We start from the raw sequence: 21,534 nt of genomic DNA, 5'->3' as shown, positions 1-21,534 counted from the left end.
ACCCCCTACCTGGCCACGCCGGCGGCCTTCGGCGGTTCCCCCATCTCCATGCGCACCACCGAATACACGGTGTCGCGCATCGGCACGGTGGACAGCCTGACCTACAAGCTGGCCGACCACACCATCGAGGGCGGCCTGTGGTTTGAGAACAACGACTTCGACCAAGCCCGTCGCTTCTATGGCCTGGGGGTTAATTCGCCGGGCCGCACGGCCGATGAATTCCAGTCGAACCCCTTCTTCACCCAGTGGCAGTACGCCTTCAACACCAAGACCTACGTCTTCCACCTGCAGGACACCTGGCAGCTGCTGGACAAGCTGAAGGTCAACTACGGCTTCAAGTCCATCAAGGTCGACAACGAAAGCAAGACCATCATCGGTTCGTCCGCCAGCGATTTCATCAACGGCAGCATCGACACCTCCAAGGGCTTCCTGCCGCAGGTGGGCTTCAACTACGAACTGAACGACGCCAGCGAGATCTTCGGCGACTACGCCCAGAACGCCCGCGCCTTCGTCAGCTCACACACCGATGGCCCGTTCTCCACCACCCAGTCCGGCTTCAATGCCATCAAGAACAAGCTGAAGCCCGAAACCTCCGACGCCTTCGAACTGGGCTACCGCGCCCATGTCGACACGTTCGAGGCGGTGGCCGCCGCCTACTATGTCAGCTTCCATGACCGCCTGCTGGCCACCACCGTGGGCTCGGGCATCCAGGGCAACCCGTCCGCCCTGTCCAACGTGGGTGGTGTCACCTCCAAGGGTATCGAGCTGGCCGGCACCTGGAAGTTCGTGAAGAACTGGTCGCTGTACGGCTCCTACTCCTATAACAAGTCGACCTACGACAGCGACACCCTGAACGGCGATGGCACGCTGTACGCCGCCACCAAGGGCAAGATCACGGTGGACAGCCCGCAGAACATGGTGAAGGCCGAGCTGACCTTCGACAATGGCGAGATTTTCGGCGCCATCTCGGGCAATTACATGAGCGAGCGGTATTACACCTACATCAACGACGGGAAGGTGCCGGGCTACGCGACGTTCGACCTCAGCCTGGGCTATCGCTTCCAGGGTGGCGGCTGGCAGCGTGACCTGGAAATCCAGGGCAACGTCACCAACCTGTTCGACCGTCACTTCATCTCTTCCATCGGGACCAACGGCTACACCGTCAGCGATCCGACGGGCAGCTTCCAGACCCTGCAGGCGGGCGCCCCCGCTTCCGTCTTCATCTCCCTGCGCAAGAAGTTCTGAGAACGTCGCCTTTCCGTGGTGTGACCTTTTGCACCACGGGCGTATGAATAAAGTCCTATATCCTTCAGGGGCCTCGCCGGGTGACCGGCGGGGCCCATCCTTTTTCCAGGTAAAGCGGAGATCGCCCGTGCACCAGCTGACCTTGGGCGAGCGGTTGCGGGCCCTGATCCTGGGCGATGCTTCACGCGTGCGCCTGCTGGTCCAGGTCCGGGCCCTGGACTTGCCGGACTGTTGGATCGGCGCTGGCTTCGTGCGCAACGCGGTTTGGGACCACCTGCACCACCAGGGATGCGGCCGCCAGCATCCCTCCATCCATTCCGACAGCGATGTGGACGTGGTGTGGTTCGACGCCGGCCGGGCGTCCGTCGCCCTGGATCGCGCCCTGACCGACCGCCTGTTGGCGCACACGCCGGGCGTGGCCTGGTCGGTGAAAAACCAGGCGCGTATGCACGGCCGCAACGGCGACGCGCCCTACGCGTCGGCCGCCGACGCGCTGCGCCACTGGCCGGAGACGGCCACGGCCGTCGCCGTGCGCCTGACGGCGACGGACGGGCTGGACATCCTGGCGCCCTATGGGCTGGACGATTTGTTCGGCCGCGTCATCCGCCCCACGCCGCCATTCCAGGGGGCGAAGCTGGACATCATGCGCCAGCGGGTGCGGGACAAGCGCTGGCTGGAACGCTGGCCCCTGCTGCGGGTGGAAGAGGGCTGAGGGGCCGCGCGGCGAACGGGGCTGGTTTTCGCAACTAACCGTTTCCTATTTGCGCGATACCCGGTACTGAGGACGGCCGTCCCGCTTTTGCCGCGCAGGTCCGCCGCCCATGTCCGTGTCGTCCCGAACCACGTCCCCCAGCATGCAGGTCGGCCTATCCGCCGGCCTGACCTGGCTGTTCGCCGTCACCTGCGGCGCCGTGGTCGCCAACATCTATTATGTCCAGCCCCTGCTGGCCGACATCGCCGCCAGCTTCCAGGTGGGCATGGGCCGGGCCGGCATGCTGGTGACCGTGACCCAGGTTGGCTATGCGCTGGGGCTGCTGCTGGTGGTGCCGCTGGGCGACACCCATGACCGCAAGCGGCTGATCCTGGGCCTGCTGGGCCTGTGCGTGTGCCTGCTGCTGGCGGCGGCGGCCAGCCCCAGCTTCCTCACCTTCGCGGCGGCCTCGCTGGGCGTGGGGTTGCTGTCGTGCGCCGCCCAGGTGGCGGTGCCCTTCGCCGCCTCCCTGGCGCCGGACCATCGCCGCGGGCGCACCGTGGGCACGGTGATGAGCGGGCTGATCCTGGGCATCCTGCTGGCCCGCACCATCGCCGGCGCCATCGCCCATTATGCCGGCTGGCGGGCGGTCTATGTCACCGCCGCCGTGGTCATGATGGTGCTGGGCGCCCTGCTGGCGCGGACGCTGCCGGCCGACCCCGCCCGGCCCAGCATCCCCTATGGCCGGCTGATGGCGTCCGTGCTGGCCCTGGCCCGCGACGATGCCACCCTGCGCTGGCGCTCATTGATGGGTGCCCTGGGCTTCGCCGGCTTCAGCGTGCTGTGGACGGGCCTGACCTTCGTGCTCAGCGACGCGCCCTACCACTTCGACCAGGCGACCATCGGCCTGTTTGGCCTGGCGGGCCTGGCCGGGGCGTTGGCCGCCAGCCGGGCCGGCCGCCTGGCCGACCGGGGCCACGCCCATCAGGCCACCGGCCTGTTCGCCGCCGCCTGCCTGGTGGCCTGGGGGCTGATGGCCCTGACGGCGCCGTCCCTGCTGGGCTCCCTGGTGGCGCTGACCGCCGGCATCCTGCTGCTGGACGTGGGCGTGCAGGGCCTGCAGATCACCAACCAGAGCGTCATCTACGCCAGCAACCATGGCGCCCGGGGGCGGGTCACCACCGTCTATCTCACCACCTATTTCGTGGGCGGCGCCTGCGGCTCGGCCGTGGCCAGCCTGGCCTGGGAACTGGGCGGATGGCTGGCCGTCTCCGCCACCGGCGGGGCCATCGCGCTGCTGCTGCTGGCCTGCTGGCTGATCGCTCACGCTCGCCGGCGGGACGCGTAGAACCTCTGTCAGAACGGGCGGCTGGCCGCCAGCACCGGGTCGGTCATGTGCCGCTGACGCAGAAACTGGGCCAGCAGGTGCATGATGGACTGGTGCACGTCCTCGACGACGCCGTAGTTGTGCGCGTCCACATGCAGGCTGACGTCGGCCAGTGCTGCGGCCGCGCCGCCGGTGAAGCCGGTCATGGCGATGGTATGGGCCCCCTGGGCCCGCGCCGCCGTCAGCGCGTTCACGATGTTGGGCGAATTCCCCGATGAGCTGATGGCGATCAGCACGTCGCCCGGCCGCACATAGGACTGGACCTGATAGGCGAACACCTGGTCATAGGCCATGTCATTGGCGATGGCGGTGATGACCTCCATCGTCGCCACCAGGCTGTGCACCACCGGCTTCACCGTCGTGTCGGTGCGGATGCCCTTCAGGCAGTCGCACACCAGGTGGTTGGCGATGGCGGCGGAACCGCCGTTGCCGCAGGAGAACAGGGTGCGGCCGGCGCTGATCGCCCCGGCCAGCACGGTGGCGGCCCGGCTCAGGGCCTGGCGGTCCACCGACGCCTGGGCGCGGGCGACGGCCTGGAAATAGTCTTCGCCATAGGCGCCGCACTCTTCATAAATGTGCGCGGGGAACCGGGACTCCGGGGGAGGTTTCTCTGACAAGGCGCGCCCATGCCGTCGGTTGCGTGGTGGCGGGCATGGTACAGGGACGGGACACGGACTTCAGCAACTACCGGGCCGGGCCGGCGGGAAAGCCGTCTCCCCTGGACATGCTTGAATGGCCCGGCCTGTCTGGTCGACACTATGGTGACCATTCACAGTCTGGCATGGGTGGGACCGGCGCGTCAGAGGCGTGCTGCCAGGCTGTTCGCCGAGGGGGCGGTTTGCTAAGGGGACTTGCGTGGCGACGATAGCCGAAGCGTTGCAGACGGCCGTGGACCACCACCAGGCGGGCCGCCTGGCGGAGGCGCGCATCCTCTATGGCCGGATACTGGCCGCCGCCCCGGATACCGCCGACGCCCTATACCTGTTGGGCGTGGTGGATGCCCAGGAAGGGCGGTTCGAGGCGGCGGTGGCGGGGCTGGAACGCGCGTTGGCCCTGCGGCCCGATGCCGTGGCCTATCGCCTGAACCTGGCCAAGGCGCTTGCGGCGTCCGGCCAGATCGCGCCGGCCGTAGAGCAATTCCGCGCCGTCCTGGCCCGGCAGCCGGACCAGGTCGAGGCGCTGGCGGCGGCGGCGCGCCTGCTGGATGGTCTGTCCGGTGGCCGGGAGGAGGCGGCGCGGCTGTTCGCGCGCGCGGCCCGCCTGCTGCCTGCGGATGCCGACCTGGCGCTGGATCAGGGGCGTTGCCTGCAGGCCCTGGGGCGCCTTGACGAGGCGGGCGACGCCCTGGAACGCGCCGCCCGGCATGGCCGGGACGTCCGGAAGGCGGCGGCGCTCAGCACGCTGGCCCGTGTGCGCGAGGCCCAGGGCGCGACGGACGCCGCCCTGGCCGCCTACGAGGCCAGCGTGGCCGTTCCCGGCCTGGCGACGGCCGACCCCGGCCTGGCCGCCCAGACGCTGCAGGCCCAGGGGGCGCTGCTGCAGGCGACGGGCCGTCCCCAGGATGCCATCGCCGCCTATCGGTCGGCACTGTCCCTGGCGTCCGGTCTGCTGCCGGCCCGCTTCGGCCTGGGGCAGCTGCTGGACGCCCAGGGGCGGCTGGATTCGGCGGCCGACTGCTTCCGGACGGTGGTGGACCAGGATCCCGGCAATATCACCGCCCATGAGGCGCTGTGGCAGGTGTTGGCCAAGCAGGATCGGCCGTCAGCGGCGGTGGAGGTGCTGGACCGGGCGCTGGCGCTGGATCCCGGTCGCGCCGACCTGCTGTTTTCCCGGGCGCGGATGCTGGAGCAGGCTGGCCGCACGGCGGAAGCCCTGGACGCCTACCGCGCCCTGATGGCGGAGACCCTGCCGCCGGACCTCCGGGGGGCGGCGGCCTGCAACCGTGCCGGCTTGCTGGTGGCCCGGGGCGACATCCCCGCCGCGGCCGCCCTGCTGCCCGACATCCTGACTTTGGTGCCGGGCCAGGGCGAGGCCGGGATGGCGGACTGCCACCGCCTGGCCCATCTGCTGGCCGACATCGCCCCTGTGGCGGACGGGGCCTGGGCGGCGTTGGGCCGCCTGGTGGCCTGGATCGCCGGTGAGTGGCAGGTCCGGGGATATTTTCGGAAAGCCGCCTATTACGTGGCGCTGGAAACCGGCAACCGCCTTCTGACGCGGGCGGGCGGGGTGGAAGGCGCGGCCGACAGCCTGCGCCGGCTGGTGGCCGCGGTCGTCCCGGCGGGCCGGGGATGGGATCCCCTCCTGGATCCGTGGTTCACCTTCCTGGACGGCTGTGTCGCCCTGCGCCTGGGGGACGAGACGGCGGCCCGGGCCTGCTTCACCAGCCTGGCGCCGGCCCTGGCCTTCGCGGCGCAAATCCCGCTGGGTGACGACTTCCGGCGATGGACGGCGGCGGCAGCCACCCTCCGCGACGCCTACGCCGCCACCTTGGCCTGGGGCCCGATGGCGCCGGGCGCGGCGGCGGAGGCGGAGCCGGTGGTGCTGGTGGCGGCCGACAGCGGCTATGTCCGTCGTTTCCTGCCCCTCCTGGCCGCTTCCATCACGGCGGCGGTGCCGGGTGGCCGCCTGCACGTCCACATCTGCGACCCGGCGCCGGGCGATGTCGATTTCCTGGCCGAAGTCGCCGCCACCCTGCGCCTGGGCTGGTCGACGGAAGCGCTGGACCCGGGCTTGGATGCGCAATCCCGCCTGACCTACCTGACGGCCGCGCGCTTCCTGCGCCTGCCGCAGCTGCGGGACCGCTATGGGGCGCCGTTGGTGGTGGCCGACATCGATGCCGCCTTCCTGACCGATCCCGCCCGCTTCGCCGCCGCGCTGACGCCGGACCGGCCGGTGGCCACCACCTGGGGGCCGGACAACTTGGCGGCGCCGTATGACGCCGCCGGCGGTGGGCTGGTGGCGGTGGGGGCGGGCCCGCAGGCCGACGGCTTCGTCCGGGGGGTCGCGGACTTCCTGCTGTACCATCTGGACCGTGCCCGCCGGGGGCTGTCGCCGCTGGGCTATTACCTGGACCAGGTGGCGCTGGTGGCGGGCATCCAATGGGCGTTGACGCCCGGCCGTCTGGTGCCCATCGGCATGGAGGGGCGTGTTCATCGCCTGGGCGGCGGCGCCTTCGTGCAGATTCTGCCGGAGAAGACCCTGCCTGATATTGGGGAACGGCTGGCCCGGGTGGTCGCGGCCCTGCATGCCGGCGACGGGCGCCGCGCACTGGATGATTTCTTCCAGCTGCCACCGCTCAGGGACGGTGCCTAACCTTTTGCGCGGGCGGGCCCCCTGGCGTTCGCCGTTCCGCCGGGGCAGAACGGCCGGGGGAAATCGGTGGCTGGCCGATCGTTGGCGAGGATTTGGTAATCATTTGGCGTTAACCATGCCTGTCGCTGCCGTTCGCGCGCGGCTGCAATTGCTTGGAACATGCGTGGGAAGGGCGACGGGCACTCGGGCCATCATGATCGGACGGCGCTTCTTGCGGGCGGGTATCGGGGGGATGGCGTTGGCGCGGCGGCTGGCGCTTGCGCTCCTGCTGGCGTGCGCGTCCTTGCCCGCCCCGGCCGCCGATTCCGTGGCGCCCGCTCCGGCGACACCCGACCCCTGGGCCCGCTTCACCGGCCCCGCCTTCGACCATTTCCCCGGTTCGCTGCGCCTGCCCAGCGACGTGGTGACCAGCCTGGCGCAGACCCGGCAGGGCATCATCTGGTTCGGAACCCTGGGGGGCCTGGTGCGCTTCGACGGCTATCGCGCTCAGGTCTATCGGGGGGCGCCCGATATGCAGGTCGCCGGTCCGACCGGTGGCCCCCTGGGCGGCCTGTCGCGCACCTTGCCCGACGGCTATGTGCGCGCCCTGCTGTTCACGGGTGACGAAAGCCTGCTGGTGGGGACCAACGCCGGCGGCCTGGTGCGGTTCGACTTCGAGGCCAACGGCTTCCGTCCCGTGCCGATCACGCGCGGGGACGCCGCCAGCCGCATCATGGCCTTGGCGCAGGCCCGCGACGGTGGCGCCTGGGTCGTGTCGGATCTGGGCCTGGACCATTACCAGCCCGGCAGCCATGCCGCCACGCCGGTGATCGATTCCGGCCCGGCCGGCCTCTGCCCCCGCCTTTTTTCGGTGCTGGAGGACAGCCGCGGCACCCTCTGGCTGGGCGGGCACCCGGGACTGTACCGCAGGGCCGCGGGCGAAACGGTGTTCACCCGGGTGGTGGCGTCCACCGCCACCGCCGCAATCGACGCCTTGGCCGACGACGTCTGGTCGCTTTATGAGGATGACCGGGGTGACGTGTGGGTGGGAACCGGGGAACGGGGCGCCCTGGTCATCGACGGGAAAACAGGTGCCGTTCGCGCCATCCACGGCCTGACCGGGGCTGATGGGGCGGCCGCGCGCCACACCATACGCGCCATTGTCGAACCCGACGGGGCGGACGGTCCCTTGTGGCTGGCCACCGACGGGGCCGGCATCCTGGTCGTGGATCGCGACAGTGGCGTTCTGACCGGCTTGACCCATTCCGAAGGGGTGGGCAGTTCCCTGGCTGGGGACGTGGTGCGCGGCCTGCTGCGTGACCATAGCGGCAACCTGTGGGTGGGGACCGAGCGCGGCTTGGACCGGGTGGAACCGGACCAGCGCGCCATCGCGACGGTGTGGCCGGCGGCGACCGGCCGGCCGGGCCTGGGCGCCCCGGACGTGCATGCGCTGACCGTCGATGGGCACGGACGGATCTGGCTGGGCCTGGCCCGCGGGCTGGTCGACGTCATCGACCTGTCGGCCGGCACGCTGCGCCACCTGCGATTGCCGGGAGCTGAGCGGGGATGGGACGTCCACAGCATGGCATCCCTGCCTGATGGCGGCGTGCTGGCAGGGGGGCGGGGGCTGGCGCGCGTCGATCCCCACACCCTGGCCGTCACCCCGTCCTGGATCCCGGCGCTGGACGACACACTGATCCTGTCCCTGGCCGCCGTGGGCGACAGCGTGCTGGTGGGCGGATATGACGGACTGTACGTCCGGCGGCCGGACGGCGGCCTTGTCCACCTCGCGCATGATCCTTCGCATCCGGAAAGCCTGCCGGCCGATCAGGTGAACAGCATCCTGGTGCGGGACGGCGCCATATGGCTGGCAACCATAGGCGGCGTGGCGGTGGCCGACGTGACAGACCTGCCGCGCCTGCGCTTCCACACCTTGCGCAAGTCATCCCAGGCGGGCGCCGGCGGGTCATTGCCCCACAACGTGGTCAACGACCTGGCCGTGGATGGCGTGGGCAATTTGTGGATCGGCACCTATGGCGGCGGCGTGGCCGTGCTGACCCCTTCCCAGATGCGCGACCTGCGGGCGGGCAGGGCGGGGGTGGTGGTGCCCCGGGTGATCAATGAGATGGACGGCTTGGCCAACAACGCCGTCAGTTCGTTAGCCGTGGATGGGTCGGGCACCATCTGGGCGGCCACCGCCGCCAGCGTGGTCAAGTTCGAGGGCCCGGGCTTTCCCCCCCGCGTCCTGGGGGCGCGGGACGGGGTGCAGGTCCGCGCGTTCAATATCAAGGCGGCGGGCCAAGGCCCAGGGGGCGAGGTGCTGTTCGGGGGCCTGGGTGGCCTGACCGTGGTGCGGCCCGGCCTGCTGCCGTCCTCGTCGCCTGTGGGCGTCCTGGCCATTACGGCGGCGGACGTGAACCATAAGGCGCTGCCGCCCGGCCGCTTGCCATCGCCGGGGGGAACGCTGACCCTGGGCGCGGGCGTGAAGACCATCCGCCTGGCCCTGTCGCTGCTGGACTTCCGCGCCCCGCACGACACCCGCTACGCCTATCGCCTGGATGGCTTCGATGAGAATTGGGTGGAGGTGGCGGGCGCCCTGCCCCAGGCCGTCTACACCAACCTGCCGCGGGGCGACTATACTTTCCGCTTGCGCGCCTGGACCGATCTGCCGGGGCTGGCTTTGTCCAACCGGCAGGAGGTGACGGCCGGGTTCGACCCGGACACCCAGCCGGTGGCCGACCCCGGCCCGGCAGCGCCGGTCCGCACGGCGGACGACCTGTCCATCGCCCCCATGGCGGAACTGGCCTTCCATCTGAAGGTGCTGCCCCACTGGTACGAACAGGCCTGGTTCCGCCTGATGCTCGTCTTCTGCGCCGTGGCCGTGCTGGCCTGCGTGCTGGCGGTGCGGACCGAGGCGCAGCTGCGGCGGGAACGGGCCCTGAGCCGGATCGTCGCCGCCCGCACCCGGGACCTGCGCGCCGCCAACACCAAGCTGGAACAGCTGGCCAGCACCGACCCCCTGACCGGCGTCCTGAACCGCCGCCGCTTCTTCGAACTGGCGCGGCTGGAGTGCGACCGCTCGCGCCGGTATGGCCGCTCCTTCTCCGTCATCCTGTTCGACCTGGACCATTTCAAGCGCATCAACGACACCTTCGGCCACCTGATGGGGGATGAGGTGCTGCGCGCCGCCGTGGGCGTGGCGGTCAAGGCCTGCCGCGCCGTGGATCTCCTGGCCCGCTTCGGTGGGGAGGAGATCATGCTGCTGCTGCCGGAAACCGACATCGCCGGCGCCCAGGTGGTGGCCGAGCGCATCCGCACCAGCCTGGCGGAGATGGAGGTCGCCTATGATGGCCAGGTGGCCCAGGTCACCGCCAGCCTGGGCGTGGCCCAGTGGCGCTCCCCGGATGAGACGCTGGAGGATTTGCTGGCCCGGGCCGACGGCGCGCTGTACCAGGCCAAGAAGGGCGGCCGCAACCGCACGGTGCTGGCCTATAACGAGGTGGAACGGTCCGCACGCATGGGCTGGGCCATCGTCCCGTCGGCGGAGGGCGCCGCGGCGCCCATCCCCGTCGCGGACGCCCCGCCGCTGGAGCCGCTGGCCCGGCTGGCCGGCCTGGAGGACGCCACCCTGGTCGATCCCTATGAGCGCGCGGCCTATGACTTGACTCCGCCCGCCGCGGCGGAGGAGCCGGCGGCCGCCCCGGATCTGCCCGGCGTCGCCTCCAAATGATATCGGCCAAATGATATCGGCGGCGCTTCAGCGGGTGACCGGCCCGTGCACCAGCCCGGGCAGGGCCAGCCAGTCCTCCGGCCCGTCCAGCGACAAGCCGGGGTTCCAGGTGCGGTCATGGCCGATGGCGGCGCCCCAGCGCTCCAGGAAGGCCAGGCGTTCATGCTCCACACGCTCCCGCCGGTCGGAGGCGTAGGGTTCCAGCGCCGTCAGCACGGCATGGGGTGTCCACAGGGTGGCGTAACCGGCTTGTTCCAGGCGCAGGCAGATGTCCACGTCGTTGAAGGCGACAGGGAAGGTCTCGGCGTCGAAACCGCCCACCGCCTCGAAACAGCTGCGGCGGATGGCCATGCAGGCGCTGGCCACGGCGCTGACCCGGTGGGCGCACAGGCCGATGCCCAGGTCGCCCACGGTGTCGCCCGGCCGCCCGGCGAAGCGTGATCCCGCCAGGCGGGCGGCGCCCGGCCCGCTGCCCAGGCCCAGGACGATGCCGCCATGCATGATGGCGCCGTTGGTCGACAGGACCTTGGGGCCCACCGCGCCGATGTCCGGGCGCACGGCCTGGGACACCAGTTCCCGCAGCCAGTCGGGATCCTGTGGTTCCATGTCGTCGTTCAGGAACACCAGCACCTCGCCGGCGGCGGTGACGGCGGCGCGGTTCATCATGTCGGCGAAGTTGAAGGGGCCGCGGTGGGGAATGACCCGGACGCCCGGCCGCTGACGCAACGCCTCCAGATACTCCAGCGTCTCCGGGTCGCGCGACTCGTGGTCCATCACCACCAGCTCGAAGGCGGGATAGCGGGTCTCAAGCAGGATGGCTTCGACGCAGGGGCGCAGCATCTCCACCCGGTCGCGGGTGGGCATCAACAGGCTGACCACCGGTGGGCGTTCCGGCAGCGGCCAGATGACGCGCCGCGCGTTATGGCCGTCGCCCTTGGCGTCCTTCTCCGTCACCGGCTCAGCCACCGCGCCGGGATGGTAGGTCGCCAGGAAGGACTGCAGGGCGGCCAGTCCGCCCACCGGCAGGGGGCGGCGGCGGCGCAGCAGCACGCGCGGCATGTGCCGGACGTGTGTACGCCCGGCCAGGTGCGCCGCCTCCAGCAGCAGGCGGTAGCGGTCCAGCCGGCCGGGCGTCTGGCCCACGGCCATGGCGCGACGCGCCAGGCTGGTGCGCATCAGCAGCAGCTGCCCGGGATAGACGCCGCCGGACCCGTACAGCAGGTCCGGGTCGAAGGCGGGCTTCAGCACCGGGCGCAGGGGATGGCCCAGGCGATCGGTCCATTCCTCATCGGTGTACAGGATCTGCGTATCCGGGTTCTGCGCCATGGCAAGCACGCACAGCGCCAGGGCGTGGCGTGGCAGCAGGTCGCCGGGCGACAGCAGCGCCACCGTGTCGCCCTCCACCTGGGACAGGGCGGGCAGGCCGGCGCCACGGCGCTTGACGCGCGGATCGCGGAAATCGGCCGGCGCGTCGGCGGGCAGCCACAATTCCCAATTGTCGTGGATCTGCCGCGCCAGGCTGTCCACCGTGCGGCGCACGGCCACGGTCCAGACCGCCGGCTTCAGGCCGCTGCTTTCCGGTCCCAGCATGATCAGGCTCAGGCGCGGGGGGGCCGGCAGGCGGGCCAGGGCCACGGAAATCTCTCCCGCCTCGGTGCGGCGCGGGCCGTCGCGGCGCAAGGTCCAGGCGCGGTAGAAGGACCGCGGGGCCAGGGATTGCCACAGCCGGCTGGCCACGTCGGCGAATTGGCCTTGGGCGACCATGCGGCTCAAGGCCCGGACCAGCGCCATGCCCGTGGGGCCGCGCAGGGGGCGCGTGGGCGGTGGCGGCGCCGCGTCGATGGCGGTGCCGGGCACGTGCACGCTGCCCGGATGAGCGCCCAGCGGCGCGCCCTCCAAATGGGAAGAGGCCAAATCGGGTGATGCCAGGTCGGGCGAGGCCACGGCGTCCTGGGGGCCCCGCGCGGGGGGATGGTCCGGGTTCTTCTTGTCCACGTGCCGGTCGCCCCGTCTCCTGGAAAAACGGCTTCGGTGCCGGTGACGCCACGGCATCGCCGGTCCCCAGAAACAACAAAGCGCCAATCCCGCACCGGTCTGCCCCGGCGCCGATCGGCGCTCCCCCAAAACAGGCGGTCCCCTTCCACATGGGTCCGCCCTCGTCGTTCTTAAGCGATTCATGGGGGAGAGTGCCCCACCGGGTCAAGCGGCAAAGCGGGGGCCGGGGCCGCTCCACCCTGGGTAGCGGGCTGGCCGGCCAAGCGGTCGGGCTCAAAGGGATATCGCCAAGGCCGGGGCCGGCTGCTATCCAGACGACCATGGATGTTTCCGCCCCCCCCTTCCCTGGCACCATCGCCGCCCTGGTCGTGGCCTACCGGCCCGACGATGGGCTGGCCGCCTGCGTGGCCGCCGCCGCCGGCGCGGCGGACCGCGTCTACCTGTTCCAGCAGGAACGGGGACGGGACGCCGCCGACGACGCGCGGGTGGATCGGGCGCGGGTGGACGGGGCGCTGGCGGACGGGGCGGCCGGCGGCGGCGCCATCCTGTTGTCCGACGCCGCGAACATCGGCCTGGCGGCGGCGCAGAACCGGCTGATGGCCCGTGCCCTGGCGGACGGCCATGACTGGCTGTTGCTGCTGGACCAGGACAGCGTGGCGCGTCCGGGTTTGCGCGCCGCCTTCGCCGCCGCCCTGGCCCTGGCGCCGGCGGACACCGGCCTTTTGGCCGCCCGCAATGTGGAAGCCGACGGCGGGCCCGACTCCCCCTGGCCCGACTCCCCCCGGCCCGAATCCCCCTGGGTGGTCAGCGCCGACGGTCGCCGCTGGGCCGTCAGGACGGGGTTTGACGGACCCCTGCTGCCCGACCTGCTGCTGGCCCCCGCCTCGGGCAGCCTGGTCGCCGCCCGGGCCGCCCGCGCCTGCGGCCCCCTGCGGGATGATTTCTTCATCGACTGGGTGGATGTGGATTACGCCCTGCGCCTGCGCCGCGCCGGCTTCCGCCTGGTGGCGGTGCGCGACGCGCTGGTGGACCACCGGCTGGGCGCCGCCACCCATGTCAAGGCGGCCGGCCGGGCGGTGGCCGTTACCCATCACGCCGCCTCCCGCCGCTGGTTCCAGGCGCGCAACGCGATATGGACCTGGCGGCTGCACGGCCGCGCCGTGCCGGCGCTCACCGGCTGGACCCTGCGCATCCTGGCCTCCACCGCCATCAAGATCGCGCTGCTCGAACGGGGGCGGGTGGCCAAGCTCGCGGCCTTCGCCGGCGGGCTGTGGCGGGGGCTGGTCCGCCGGCCGGCGGACTGACGGCGCCCGCCACCCCCCAAGCCGGGCTTGTCGCCGGCCGGCGCGCGCACTATCAGTCGCTTTTCGAAACAGGGACACCGCCCATGACCGCCGACTGGACCCGGGGCTACGCCTCCGACATCGACTACACCCGGGGCTGGTACCGCGAACTGTCGCCGCTGTGGCTGGACACGGCCCTGGCGCTGGCCGGCGTGGCGCCGCCGCAGGAACCGGGGCGCGGGCAGGGGGATGACGGGGCGCAAGGGCCGGTCTGGCTGGAACTGGGCTGCGGCCACGGCCTGTCGGCCCTGGCGCTGGCGGCGGCGCGGCCGGACGTGACCGTCATCGCCGTCGACTTCAACCCCACCCACATCCACGGCGCCCAGCGCCTGGCGCGCGCCGCCGGCCTGTCCAACATCCGCCTGATGGAGGCCGACTTCGCCGAGCTGGCGGAGGATGCCGCCGGCCTGTTGCCGCCGGTGGACTATGTCGCCCTGCACGGCGTGTACACCTGGGTGGGGGAGGAAAGCCGGGGCCACATCGCCCGCCTCATCGCCCGGCGGCTGAAGCCGGGCGGGGCCGCCTATCTCAGCTACAACTGCCTGCCGGGCTGGGCTGCGGCCATGCCGGTGCAGTTCCTGCTGAACGCCTACGGCCAGGCGCTGCCCGGGCCCAAGGCCGCCGCCGGCGACCAGGCGCGCGACCTGCTGCTGCACCTGCTGAACCAGGGGGCCGGCTATTTCACCGGCAACGCCGCCGCCAGCGCCCGGGCCGACCGGCTGCGCGGCGCCACCGCCCCCTACCTGGTGCATGAATACATGCACAGCGGCTGGCGCCCGGCCTATCACGCCCAGGTGGCGGACGACCTGGCGGCCGCCAAGCTCAGCTACGCCGGCAGCGCCGCTTGGGTGGAGAACTTCCCCGACCTGATGATGACCCGAACGCAGCAGGACATGGCCGCCGCGGCCCCCACCCGGGCCCTGGCCGAGACGGTGAAGGACTATGTCACCAACCAGCCGCTGCGCCGCGACATCTTCGTGCGCGGGCCGCTGGCGCTGGACGCCCGCCAGCGCGTGGCCAGGCTGGGCGCGCTGCGCCTGGTGGCGCTGGGCGAACCGGGGGCGGCATTGCCGGACTTCACCCTGCCCCTGGGCCCACCGGATCCCGAGGTCTCGCGCCTGTTCCACCCCGTGCTGGCGGTGCTGGCCGGCGGTCCCGCCACCCTGGCCGACCTGGTGGAGCATCTGGCGCGCACGGTGGCGGACTGGGGACCGGACAGCGCTGGCTGTCTGTTGCGCGCCGTCGCCATCCTGGTGGCGGGCGACGTGCTGGCCCCCTGCCTGGCCGACGCGCAAATCCAGGCGGCCCTGCCCGGCGTGCGCCGCCTGAACCAGGCCCTGCTGGCCGACAGCCTGGTGGCCGGCGCCCCCTTGGACGCGGAGGCGCGCCTGCCCGAACGCCTGGCCTCGGCCGTCACCGGCGGCGGCGTCCTGGCCTCGGTGGAGGAGATGCGGGCCCTGGCCGCCCATTGGGCGGGTGAGGTGGTGATGCCCCCGGACGCCCTGTCCCGCCTGGCGCGGCTGGGCGTGGTGTGACGGGACGTGGTGTGATCAGCCGCTTTGACGGCGGCACCCCGGCGGGCTTAAGCTCCGCCGCCCCTCCCGTTCGCCAGACGACCCGCCCCATGATCCTCCGCCCCTTCCGTTCCCGTTCCGCCGTGTCGCGGGGCCTGTGATGCTGGCGAAACTGGTGGTTCTGGTCGGGCTGGTCGTCCTGGTGTGGAAGGCCTATCAGTGGGGGGCGGCCGCCCAGCGGCGCCGCATGGCCACGCAAGCCACAGGCCCCACCCCCACCCACAACACCCGCAACGCCGGCCCCCGCGCCCCCGAGCCGGTGACCGAGGATCTGCGCGCCTGCCCCATCTGCGGGGCCTACATTGCCCGCGCCTCCGCCCCCTGCGGCAAGCCCGAGTGCCCGCAGCGGCGCTGAGCGGATTTTCCGTCCGGCTTCCGAAGCCCAAAAACGAAGGGGGCGGCCCCGAAGGACCGCCCCGCATTCGGTGCGCATGGGACGAGCCCAGCACGTGTTAACGGATGGACCGCAAATCCCTATCGGCTAAGACTTGGAAGCAGACATCCTGAGTTCATTAAAAGCCCCTCCGAGCGAGGGGTCAAATACAAACACGCCAGCGACGAACTATCTTTGGCATATTTGCAACGTGTGGTAAGGCATGCAAATCTTGCGGGCACTGATAAAAATATGCTCGCGGAAAGCCCATGCCCAAGCCCTACCGCCTCTCCCTTGACGTCGGCGCCACCTCCATCGGCTGGTGCGCCCTTGAACTGAGCGCGGAGAAATTCGAGCCCGTGGGCATTCTGCGCATGGGGGTGCGCGTGTTCCCCGATGGGCGGGATCCGCAATCGGGCACCAGCCTGGCCATGGACCGGCGCCTGGCGCGCGGGGCGCGGCGGCGGCGGGACCGGTTCCTGCAGCGTCAGCGGCGCCTGCTGGCGACCCTGGCGCGGCTGGGCCTGGTGCCTGGGGACCCGGCCGGGCGGACGGCGCAGGCGGCGGTCGACCCCTACCCCTTGCGCGCGGCGGCGCTGGACCGGGCGCTGGCCCCCCTGGAGCTGGGGCGGGTGCTGTTCCACCTGAACCAGCGGCGGGGTTTCCGCTCCTCCCGCAAGGGCGGGGAGGACGCGAACGAGGCCGGCAAGATCGCCTTGGGCGTCAACCAGTTGCAGGAGGAGATCACGGCGGCGGGCGCCGCCACCTTCGGCGCCTGGCTGGCGGCGCGGCGGGCCCTGCGCGCGCCAGGCGTGGACAAGCATCTGTACACCGTGCGCACGCGGATGGAGGGGGCGGGCGCCCAGGCGCGCTATCCCTTCTATCCCTCCCGCCCTTTGCTGGAACGGGAGTTCGACGCCATCCGGGCGGCGCAGGCGCCCCACCACCCCGGCATCGCGCCGGAGGATTGGGAGCATCTGCGGGGCGTCATCTTCCACCAGCGCCCGCTGAAGCCGCTGGACCCCGGCCGCTGCACCTTTTACCCACAGGACCAGCGCCTGGCCTGGGCCTATCCCGCCGCCCAGCGCTTCCGCATGGCGCAGGAGGTGGCGAACCTGCGGGTGCTGGCGCGCGGTCAGAACCCGCGCAAGCTGACCTTGGCGCAGCGCACCGCCCTGCTGGACCGGCTGGCGGTCAAGGGGGACGTCACCTTCACCGCCATCGCCACCCTGCTGGACCTGGCGGAGGGGGAGGTGCTGAACCTGTCCGATGAGCGCCGGGACCGGCTGAAGGGCGACGGCACCGCCGCCGTGCTGAAGCAACCGAAGCGCTTCGGCAAGCTGTGGCTGGCCCTGCCGGAGGAGGAACAGGACGAGGTCGTCCACCGCCTGCTGGAGACGGAGCGGGAGGAGGACCTGCTGCCCTGGCTGCGCGACCGCTTCGGCCTGACGGAGGAACAGGCTAGGGCGGTGTCCTCCGCCACCCTGCCGGAGGGGCACTGCCGCCTGGGGCGCCGGGCGATCACCGAACTGCTGCCGCCCATGGAACAGCAGGGACTGGACTACACCAAGGCGGCGGCGGAGATCGGCCTGCACCATTCCGACCTGCGCGGCGTGGGCGAGGGGCTGCCCACCCTGCCGCCCTATGCCGAGGTGCCGGCGCTGGAACGCTTCCTGTCCTTCGGCACGGGTGATGAGAAGGACCGGGATCCCTTCGTGCGCATTGGCCGCATCGCCAACCCCACGGTGCATATCGGCCTGAACCAGATCCGCACCCTGGTGAACGACCTGATCCGTGAGTACGGCAAGCCCCATGAGATCGTGGTGGAACTGGCCCGTGACCTGAACGACAGCGCCGAGGAGCGCCGCAAGAAACTGCGCAAGCAGGCGGAGAACCAGCGGGACAATGACCGGCGGCGCCGGCAGCTGGCTGACCTGGGCCAGGCCGTGACGGGGGACAACCTCATCCGCCTGCGCCTTTACGATGAGTTGCCGTTCGACGGGGTGCAGCGCCGCTGCGTCTACACGGGGGAGCCCATTGGGCTGAAGCGCCTGTTCGACGGCGACATCGACATCGACCATATCCTGCCCTACAGCCGCACCCTGGACGACAGCGTCGCCAACCGCATCCTGTGCGTGCGCCACGCCAACCGGGACAAGCGCAACCAATCCCCGTGGGAGGCGTTCGGCGACAACCGGCGGCCCGGGTACGACTGGGCGGACATCCTGGACCGGGTGTGGCGCCTGCCGCGCAACAAGCAATGGCGCTTCCAGCCCGACGCCATGGACCGCTTCGACAACCAGGACGCCTTCCTGGAGCGGCACATGAACGACACCCGCTACCTCTCCCGCCTGGCGCGGCAGTATCTCAGCTGCCTCTATGACCTGCGGAACCAGGGGGACCGGGTGCGGGCCATGCCGGGCACCCTGGTGGGGCTGCTGCGGCGCAAGTGGGGCCTGAACGACTTCCTGGCCATTGATGGCGAGAAGAACCGCAATGACCAGCGCCATCACGCCGTGGACGCCGCCGTCATCGCCATCCTGGACCAGCGCACCATCCAGGCGGTGCAGACGGCGGCGCGCGCGGCGGAGGCCAAGGACCTGGACCGCCTGCTGGAGGATTTCCACCCCCGCCACAACTGGTTCCATGACCAGGTGCGCGACCATCTGGCCCGCATCGTCGTGTCGGTGAAGCCGGACCACGGCGTCACCGGCCGCCTGCATGAGGACACCAGCTACGGCATCCTGCCCGCCGTCGGGGCTGGGGCGGATGGCAAGAGCGCGCCCTACGTTCCCGCCGGCCATACCTTGGTCCACCGCAAGGGCTTCGACACCCTGACGCCGAAGGAGGTCTTGCGCATCCGCGACCCGCTGTTGCGCGAAACCCTGCTGACCCATATCGCGGCCGAGGCCATCCAGGGCCGCGATCATCGCCAGGCGCTGGAAAGCTTCGCGCGACGGAAAGACCATAAATGGCCGGGTCTGCGCCACGTGCGCCTGACCAAGCCGGAAGCCTCCTTCGAAATCATCCGTCGCCGGCACACCGGCGCGCCTTATCGCGCCGTGGTTCCCGGCGACAATCTGTGCGTGGACGTGGTGCGCCTGCCTGATGGCAAGTGGATGGGGCGGGCCGTCACCCTGTTCGCCGCCGCCAAGCAGGCGGGGGCCGGTGGCCGGCTGCCGGAGCCGGGGCCGGACGTGGTCATGCGTCTGTACAAGGGCGACATGATCCGGCTGGAACAGGACGGCAAGTTGCAGGTCATGCGGGTGTGGGGTCTGGATGTGGCCAACCAGCGCCTGCGCCTGGCGCCGCACCAGGAGGGGGGCGAGATGGACAAGCGCCACGCCGATCCGGCCGATCCCTTCCGATGGACCTTCGCCAGCTTCAACGTCCTGCGCCGCAAGGCCGCGCGCAAGGTAGTGGTGACACCCTCGGGTCGGCTGCGCGACCCCGGCCCGCCGGCGGACGCCGCGTCCCCTGCCGTGGCGGAGTAGGCGACCATGGCGGGACGGGGGCCCGGGCGGGTGCCTGGACGGGTGGTCGATATCGCGACCGACGGCCGGCACCTGTCCGTCCACCGGGGCTTCCTGGTGGTTGAGGAACGGGGGGACGAGGTCGGCCGCGTGCCCCTGGACGATGTGGAGGCGGTGATCGCCAGCGCCCGGGCGCTGACCTTCTCCGCCAACCTGTTGCAGGCCCTGGCGGAGCGGGGCGTTGGCCTGGTGGTCTGCGGCACCAACCACCAGCCGGTGTCGGTGCTGATGCCGGTGGTGGGGCACCATGCCCAGGCCGGCCGGGTGCGCGATCAGATCGAGGCCGGCAAGCCCCTGACCAAGCGGCTGTGGCAGGGGCTGGTGCGGGCCAAGGTGGAAAACCAGGGCGCGGTGCTGGCGCGCATGGGCCTGCCGCACGGGGCCTTCGCCACCCTGGCGCGGGCCGTGCGCTCCGGCGACCCGGACAATATCGAAGCGCAGGCGGCCCGGCGCTACTGGCCCCTGCTGATGGGCGCGGAGTTCCGGCGCGACGCCGACGCGGGCGGCGTCAACGCGCTGCTGAACTACGGCTACGCCGTGCTGCGCGGGGCGGTGGCCCGCGCGGTGCTGGCCGCCGGCCTGCATCCTTCCATCGGCGTGCACCACGCCAACCGGGGCAACCCGCTGTGCCTGGTGGACGACGTCATGGAACCGTTCCGGCCCCTGGTGGACGCCGTGGTGGTGGACCTGGTCCGCCAAGGCATGGATCAGGTGACGCCGGAGGCCAAGCGCCAGCTGGCCGCCCTGCTGGTCATGGACATGGCCACCAGCCGGGGCACCACGCCCCTGTCCACCTGCGTCATCCGCCTGGCGGCCTCACTGGCGCAGGCGTTCGAAACGGGGCGGCCGGACCTGGATCTGCCCCTCACCCCCTTGCCGCTGGACCTGGTGGCCGGCGATACGGGCCGTGACCGGGGAGCGACGGAGGGGGCGGACGATGGCTTTGAATGGGTACAGGATCATGTGGATGATGGTACTGTTTGACCTGCCGGTCCTGACCAAGCCACAGCGGCGGGCGGCCACCCGGTTCCGCCTGTTCCTGTTGGACCAGGGTTTCCACATGGCCCAGTTTTCCGTCTATCTGCGCTGGTGCGTGGGCAAGGAACAGGTGGAGGCGCTGTCCCGCAAGGTGGCCACCAACATCCCGTCCAAGGGCAGCGTCCAGATCGTCACCATCACCGACCGGCAGTATCAGAACATCGGCACCTATGATGGCAAACGCCGCAAGACCAATCAAAACCCCGCCCAGCTGGCCTTGTTCTGAGGCCCGTGTGGGGATTTTTGCTGGGACTGGAACCGGAAACAGCCCTTCTTTTCAAGGGGTTGTTTCCGGTCCGAGTTTAGCCGATAGGGATTTGCGGTCCAGCCGCAACCACCCTCGGCCTCGGCCGCCATCTTCCATTAGTTTAGCCGATAGGGATTTGCGGTCCAGCCGCAACGGCCAGAAGACCGGCTACTGCGCCTTCAACAGTTTAGCCGATAGGGATTTGCGGTCCAGCCGCAACGGCGTCTTGTGCGTAGTCGATTTGGACATCAGTTTAGCCGATAGGGATTTGCGGTCCAGCCGCAACGGCGTCTTGTGCGTAGTCGATTTGGACATCAGTTTAGCCGATAGGGATTTGCGGTCCAGCCGCAACGGCACCGCCGGTGGTAGCCTGGCAATCTCCAGTTTAGAGCGAGATGATTTTAGGTTCGCACATACCCTGCATTGGCGAGGTAGTTTGAACACTCTGCGGGAGTGACGGTTTGGAGAGTTTTGCCGATGGCGGCACAGAGGCCATCGGCAGATCGCTCTTGAGCTTGACGCAGATGATGCTTGAGTTTGGCGAAGAACTGCTCGATGGGGTTCAGGTCGGGTGAGTATTTTGGAAGGAAGATCACCCTAGCCCCGGCCGCCCGTATGGCATCCCGGACGGCCTTGCCTTTATGTGAGCCGAGATTGTCCATGATGACGATGTCGTTGGGCTTCAATGTCGGGACAAGGACCTGCTCGGTATAGATCCTGAAGCGCTCGCCGTTGATCGGCCCCTTGATCAGCCACGGCGCATCCACGCGATCTTGGCGCAACGCGGCGATGAAGGTCATGGTATTCCAATGGCCGAAGGGGGCCGGACCAGGTAACCGTTGCCCACGCGGGGCCCAGCCTCGCAACGGCGCCATGTTAGTCTTGGTCCACGTCTCGTCGATGAACACCAATCGAGACGGGTCGATCCCCGGTCGCAGTCTCAGCCATCGCTCACGGTGGCGGGCGATGTCCGGCCGGCTTCTTTCCGTGGCGACCAACGTCTTTTTTTATAACTCAGTTTCTCAGCATGCACGAACTCCCAGGACGAGCGGTAGTCCACCTTCAAATTCGGGTCCGCCAGCTCGCG

13 protein-coding genes, 1 pseudogene and 1 CRISPR repeat array are annotated in these 21,534 nt (G+C 70.5%); of the genes and pseudogenes, 11 read left to right on the top strand and 3 right to left on the bottom strand.

All coding sequences use genetic code 11. The annotated features are described in order from the left end of the window. The 3 genes from I55_RS16680 to I55_RS16670 form a co-directional block, all read left to right on the top strand. Positions 1-1,245 (top strand): TonB-dependent receptor (locus I55_RS16680; RefSeq protein ID WP_044561701.1); only part of this gene is annotated, 1,245 nt, incomplete at its 5' end. A 127-nt stretch (positions 1,246-1,372) separates the two neighbouring features. Continuing rightward, positions 1,373-1,957 carry a nucleotidyltransferase family protein gene (locus I55_RS16675; RefSeq protein WP_252181181.1) on the top strand — a complete coding sequence of 195 codons (585 nt, stop codon included), beginning with the start codon at positions 1,373-1,375 and terminating at the stop codon, positions 1,955-1,957. Positions 1,958-2,066: 109 nt separating this feature from the next. After that, positions 2,067-3,284, top strand: a complete 1,218-nt coding sequence (locus tag I55_RS16670; protein ID WP_044561700.1) for an MFS transporter — start codon at positions 2,067-2,069, stop codon at positions 3,282-3,284. Between the two features lie 8 nt (positions 3,285-3,292). Here I55_RS16670 and I55_RS16665 read toward each other — a convergent pair whose 3' ends face one another. Next, positions 3,293-3,940: an SIS domain-containing protein gene (locus I55_RS16665; protein ID WP_252181180.1), complete on the bottom strand. Its 648-nt coding sequence runs from the start codon at positions 3,938-3,940 to the stop codon at positions 3,293-3,295. A 238-nt stretch (positions 3,941-4,178) separates the two neighbouring features. Here I55_RS16665 and I55_RS16660 point away from each other — a divergent pair, with 238 nt between their 5' ends. Together I55_RS16660 and I55_RS16655 are read left to right on the top strand one after the other, a co-directional pair. Next, positions 4,179-6,635 (top strand): tetratricopeptide repeat protein, encoded by a 2,457-nt coding sequence (locus tag I55_RS16660; RefSeq protein ID WP_159107218.1) that lies wholly within the window; start codon positions 4,179-4,181, stop codon positions 6,633-6,635. 232 nt (positions 6,636-6,867) lie between these two features. Beyond that, a complete protein-coding gene (locus tag I55_RS16655) occupies positions 6,868-10,344 on the top strand; it encodes a diguanylate cyclase (RefSeq protein ID WP_049974207.1) in 3,477 nt (1,158 codons plus the stop codon). 27 nt (positions 10,345-10,371) lie between these two features. On the opposite strand, the gene I55_RS16650 is transcribed toward I55_RS16655, so the two are convergent. Next, positions 10,372-12,339, bottom strand: a complete 1,968-nt coding sequence (locus I55_RS16650) for a glycosyltransferase (protein ID WP_049974206.1) — start codon at positions 12,337-12,339, stop codon at positions 10,372-10,374. A gap of 320 nt (positions 12,340-12,659) precedes the next feature. On the opposite strand from I55_RS16650, the gene I55_RS37125 reads away from it, so the two are divergent. From I55_RS37125 to cas2, 6 genes are all read left to right on the top strand, one after another. Continuing rightward, positions 12,660-13,643 carry a glycosyltransferase gene (locus I55_RS37125; protein ID WP_049974205.1) on the top strand — a complete coding sequence of 328 codons (984 nt, stop codon included), beginning with the start codon at positions 12,660-12,662 and terminating at the stop codon, positions 13,641-13,643. Positions 13,644-13,726: 83 nt separating this feature from the next. Continuing rightward, positions 13,727-15,217, top strand: a complete 1,491-nt coding sequence (locus I55_RS16640; protein ID WP_049974204.1) for a class I SAM-dependent methyltransferase — start codon at positions 13,727-13,729, stop codon at positions 15,215-15,217. 139 nt (positions 15,218-15,356) lie between these two features. Beyond that, entirely contained in the window at positions 15,357-15,611 is a 255-nt protein-coding gene (locus I55_RS16635) for a hypothetical protein (RefSeq protein ID WP_044561698.1), read from the top strand. A 287-nt stretch (positions 15,612-15,898) separates the two neighbouring features. Further along, positions 15,899-19,123, top strand: a complete 3,225-nt coding sequence (gene cas9, locus I55_RS16630) for a type II CRISPR RNA-guided endonuclease Cas9 (RefSeq protein WP_044561697.1) — start codon at positions 15,899-15,901, stop codon at positions 19,121-19,123. 6 nt (positions 19,124-19,129) lie between these two features. Beyond that, positions 19,130-20,146 carry a type II CRISPR-associated endonuclease Cas1 gene (cas1, locus tag I55_RS16625; RefSeq protein WP_252181179.1) on the top strand — a complete coding sequence of 339 codons (1,017 nt, stop codon included), beginning with the start codon at positions 19,130-19,132 and terminating at the stop codon, positions 20,144-20,146. After that, entirely contained in the window at positions 20,130-20,426 is a 297-nt protein-coding gene (gene cas2, locus I55_RS16620; protein ID WP_252181178.1) for a CRISPR-associated endonuclease Cas2, read from the top strand. Before cas1 ends, cas2 begins: the two co-directional genes overlap by 17 nt. Positions 20,427-20,499: 73 nt before the next feature. Beyond that, positions 20,500-20,802: direct repeats of the CRISPR family, unit length 36 nt; unit sequence AGTTTAGCCGATAGGGATTTGCGGTCCAGCCGCAAC. Positions 20,803-20,848: 46 nt separating this feature from the next. Here the strand turns inward: cas2 and I55_RS16615 are convergent. After that, a pseudogene (locus I55_RS16615) lies at positions 20,849-21,534 on the bottom strand (IS630 family transposase); the annotation flags it as partial.

The organism is Azospirillum sp. B4 (assembly GCF_000333275.1).
Taxonomy (GTDB): domain Bacteria; phylum Pseudomonadota; class Alphaproteobacteria; order Azospirillales; family Azospirillaceae; genus Nitrospirillum.
Note: the sequence above shows the minus strand (reverse complement) of the source record. Positions and strands in the feature narration are given on the sequence as shown.

Coding starts and splice junctions, on each gene's coding strand:
- I55_RS16670 (WP_044561700.1), top strand. CDS start 2,067: ATGTCCGTGTCGTCCCGAACCACGTCCCCCAGCATGCAGGTCGGCCTA.
- I55_RS16655 (WP_049974207.1), top strand. CDS start 6,868: ATGGCGTTGGCGCGGCGGCTGGCGCTTGCGCTCCTGCTGGCGTGCGCG.
- I55_RS37125 (WP_049974205.1), top strand. CDS start 12,660: ATGGATGTTTCCGCCCCCCCCTTCCCTGGCACCATCGCCGCCCTGGTC.
- I55_RS16640 (WP_049974204.1), top strand. CDS start 13,727: ATGACCGCCGACTGGACCCGGGGCTACGCCTCCGACATCGACTACACC.
- I55_RS16635 (WP_044561698.1), top strand. CDS start 15,357: ATGCTGGCGAAACTGGTGGTTCTGGTCGGGCTGGTCGTCCTGGTGTGG.
- cas9 (WP_044561697.1), top strand. CDS start 15,899: ATGCCCAAGCCCTACCGCCTCTCCCTTGACGTCGGCGCCACCTCCATC.
- cas1 (WP_252181179.1), top strand. CDS start 19,130: ATGGCGGGACGGGGGCCCGGGCGGGTGCCTGGACGGGTGGTCGATATC.
- cas2 (WP_252181178.1), top strand. CDS start 20,130: ATGATGGTACTGTTTGACCTGCCGGTCCTGACCAAGCCACAGCGGCGG.